Origin of the sequence: Kitasatospora sp. NPDC127035 (genome assembly GCF_042726075.1) — a bacterium.
GTDB lineage: Bacteria > Actinomycetota > Actinomycetes > Streptomycetales > Streptomycetaceae > Kitasatospora.
In genome coordinates this window covers 1-3,645 of record NZ_JBHXDN010000153.1, presented here as the reverse complement: position 1 = coordinate 3,645, position 3,645 = coordinate 1, and the positions used below count along the sequence as shown (strand labels likewise).

Here is a 3,645-nt window from a genome sequence, read left to right as displayed (position 1 = left end):
CGTCAAGAACTGGGTCGTCTGGGGCTGCAACGACGAGAACGTCCAAGGCGGCGTCACCGCCCTGGAGAACGCCGGCTTCAAGGCCGACCACGTCACCGGCGTCGGCCTCGGCGCCTACCTCGCCTGCAAGAACTGGAACAGCGGCAAGCCCACCGGCATGCGCGCCGCCCTCTTCATCAACGGCAAGGACGTCGGCGCGCTGGCCGTCCAGACCCTCTACGACAACCTCAAGAACGGCAAGGCCATGCCCGCCGAAGCCTTCGCCCCCACCACCATGGTCGACGCCACCACCTTCAAGACCAGCGGCGCCACCTGCAGCTGACCCGCCACACCGCACCGTATCCCTCAGTTCCGGCCTGCCCTGGCAGGGCCGGACGCACCTCAGGGACGCTTCCGCCGGACACCAGGCCAGGAAACCGGCGGAAGACACCCCATCCCGCGGCCGACACCACCGAACGCCACCCGGTCGCCCCCGTACCACCCCCCTCGACCACAGGACGGGCCCGGACGCGACCCCCTGCTGGATGGTCACCCTCCCCACCCGCAAACCCGACGGCTGCCACGGAACCCACAGCTTCATCCAGCGGGTCACCACCCGCACTGAGGCCGTCACCGCCGCAGCCCTCCGCGCCCGGAGCCCTATAGCGGTACGCCACCGGCGCGGCGCCCACCTCGACATCCCCGCCACCTGAACCGACAGATTGTGCTAGCCCCGACCGGACCCACCGCTCCGGCCGGTTCATCCCCGCGGCCATCGCCCCGGCCCCGCAAGGGGCGTCCGGCCGGCGAGCGTATCCGTCGGCCACCGTGCTCACCACCCCACCCCACCCCCCACCTCTGGAGATTGACATGCAGTTCTCCCTCGTGCCGTGGAACCGCGAGGTACCCGTGGCACCCTCCCCGACCAGGCCCGTGCTGCTCGTCGGCAGAGGGCGGCGGCGGTCGCGCCGCGGCATCGCGGCGACCGCGGCCCTGTCGGCCGGGGCGTTCGCGCTGCCCGCCCTGCCGGCGACCGCGGCCGTGCCGGGAAGCTGGACCTCGGTCCAACCCGGCGCCTCCGGTTCCGGCTGCGACGGCGTGCGCGCCACCGTGGCCCTGAACGCCAGTGGCGCCCTCACCCTCGGCGCGACCTGGGACTGCAAGCAGGCCCTGATCCCCGCGCCGATCGGGCTGGTGACCAGCACGGTCGACTACAGCACCGGGCTGGAGTTCGTCAGCCGCACCGACACCCCCGTCACCGACACCTACACGGTCATGGCCGGAAAGTCCCGGACCCGGACCCGGACGGCGACCGAGACCCGGCTGGTGTTCGGCAAGGGCACCGCGCGGATCACCGTCCTCGTGCGCACCTCCCCCGACGGCGTGGCCCTGCGTTACGAACTGCCGTCGGCCGCGACGATCCTGAACGAGAGCACGTCGTTCGAACTCCCGTCCGACGCCCAGCTCACCCACGAGCTCGGCTACTACAACAGCGCCCACGAGGGCGAGATCGGCACCTCCCAGGTCTCTGTCGTGCCGACCGGGGAGTACGGGATGGCGATGTTCGCCCAGCTCTCCAACGGTACCCGGGTGCTGCTCGCGGAGTCCGGTGTGGGCGGCCACTACTCGGGCGGCCGGTTCACCCACACCCTGGGCACCGGTCGGTTCACGGTGAAGCTGGCCGACACTCAGGTCGTCACCGGCTCCGCCATCTCGACGCCATGGCGGGTCGCCGCGATAGGCAGCACCGCGACGGTGGTCGAGTCGACGCTGGTCGACGATGTGGCGCCCCCGTCGAAGGTCGCCGACACCTCGTGGATCAAGCCGGGCATCTCCGCATGGGCGTGGTTCGGCGAAGGCCGGGCGGGCCAGGCCAACCTGGACAAGCTCAAGACGTGGGTCGACTACGCGTCCTCGCAGGGTTGGCCCTACATGATGGTCGATGACGGGTGGAAGGACAATCCCTCGATCATTCCCGCGCTCGTCGCCTACGGACTCGACCGCGGCGTGAAGATCATGTTGTGGTACGACTCGAAGGACCTGGCCACGCAGGCCCAGCGTGACGCCGAGTTCACCAAGATCACCGGCTGGGGCATCGTAGGCGTGAAGCTGGACTTCATCGACGAAGAAACGCAGGTGAAGCAGCAGTGGTACGACGTCGCCTTGGCCGACGCCGCTCGCTACCGCCTCATGGTCGACTTCCACGGCAACCGCCTGCCGGTCGGTGTGCACCGGACCTGGCCGCAGGTACTGACCAGCGAGGCCGTCAGGGGCGAGGAATACGGCAGAGGGTTCGGCTCCCGGACCATCGGGACCGTGGCGGCGCTTCCGTTCACCCGCGGCGCGGTCGGCCCGACCGACTACTCACCGATGGGATTCCAGCAGTTGAACCCGAACAGCGACGCCGCGGAGCTCGCCCTCGGCGTCCTGCTGGACAGCGGCATCACTCTGCCCGGCGGTTGGATCGCCGAGAACCAGGCCCGCCCCGAGTCGCAGCGCTGGCTGCGCAACCTGCCCACGGTGTGGGACGAGACGAGGTTTGTCTCCGGTGATCCGCTCACCGGTGCGGTCATCGCCCGGCGCAGTGGGGAGCGGTGGTTCGTCGGGGCGCTCAACTCCGGAAGCGCGAGGACGATCAGTTACCCGACGGCGTTCCTCGGCAGTGGCACCTGGCTCGCGGAGATCACCACCGACGGCACCGGTGGACTGGTGCGCACCAGCCAGACCATCCAGGCCGGCCAGACGCTAAGCGTCCCGGCCGTCGCGAACGGCGGCCATGCCGTCAAGCTGACCCGGGTCCACACCGTGTCGGCCGGGTACCACCCCGTCATGATCGTCGGGACCAACCAGGTCATCGCCGTTCGCGACTCCAGCACCGCAGACGGCGCCCAGATCCTTCGCCGGGCGAGTCATGGCACCCCGAACCAGTACTTCGAGTTCAGGTCGCTGGGCGACGGTTATGTACGCATCGTCAACCAGAACAGCGGCAAGGACGTCGTCGTGTTCGGGGCGTCCCAGAGCGCCGGCGCGAAGATCGTCCAGTACGCGTACGCCCCTGGCGTCAACACCAACGACGAATGGCTGCTGGAGGACGCCGGCAGCGCTCGCGTCCGCATCCTCAACCGCTTGAGCAACCTGTACCTCACCGCAGGACCCGCCTCGGGCGACCAGTTCGAGCAGCGCCCCTACGATCCCAGCGGCATCCGCCAGACCTTCACCATCGCCTAACCCCTACGCCCGCCGGCGGGCGTGATGGGTGGGCGGGCAGCAACCAGATCCGTCCACCCCGACCCCCGCCCCCACCGCACCGCGTTCATCAACGCCAAGGACATCCGCGTCCCTGCACCCCAATGTACGACATGGCGCCAGACCTCCCTGAACAGCCCCGGCCGGTCATCCCCCCGCCGGCCGGGGCCTCACCCCTCCTCACCTGCCCTTACCGGCCCTTCGTTCAGTCCCGCCGATGTCTTCGAGGTGAACAACCGTCATGACCCGACCCGGCCCGATACCGGCCGATCCTCGTCCGCCCACCGGCTCGGACTCCGTGGGGTTAGCCGGGGTGCACCAGGTTACCAAGCGGTTCGGTGCGGTGCAGGCCCTGGACGGTGTGACCCTCGACTTTCCCGCCGGCCAGATCACCGCGCTGATGGGCGAGAACGGGGCCGG

At 69.8% G+C, this 3,645-nt stretch carries 1 protein-coding gene and 1 pseudogene; both read left to right on the top strand.

Annotated features, from left to right (window positions below; translation table 11 throughout):
* Window positions 1-322, top strand: a pseudogene (locus tag ACFWIC_RS40870) (sugar ABC transporter substrate-binding protein); the annotation flags it as partial.
* Window positions 323-849: 527 nt separating this feature from the next.
* A complete protein-coding gene (locus tag ACFWIC_RS40865; RefSeq protein WP_380522256.1) occupies window positions 850-3,207 on the top strand; it encodes a glycoside hydrolase family 97 catalytic domain-containing protein in 2,358 nt (785 codons plus the stop codon).
* Window positions 3,208-3,645: the final 438 nt, after the last annotated feature.

Excerpts from the sequence above, each read along its gene's own strand:
- ACFWIC_RS40865 (WP_380522256.1), top strand. The coding sequence starts at position 850 with ATGCAGTTCTCCCTCGTGCCGTGGAACCGCGAGGTACCCGTGGCACCC.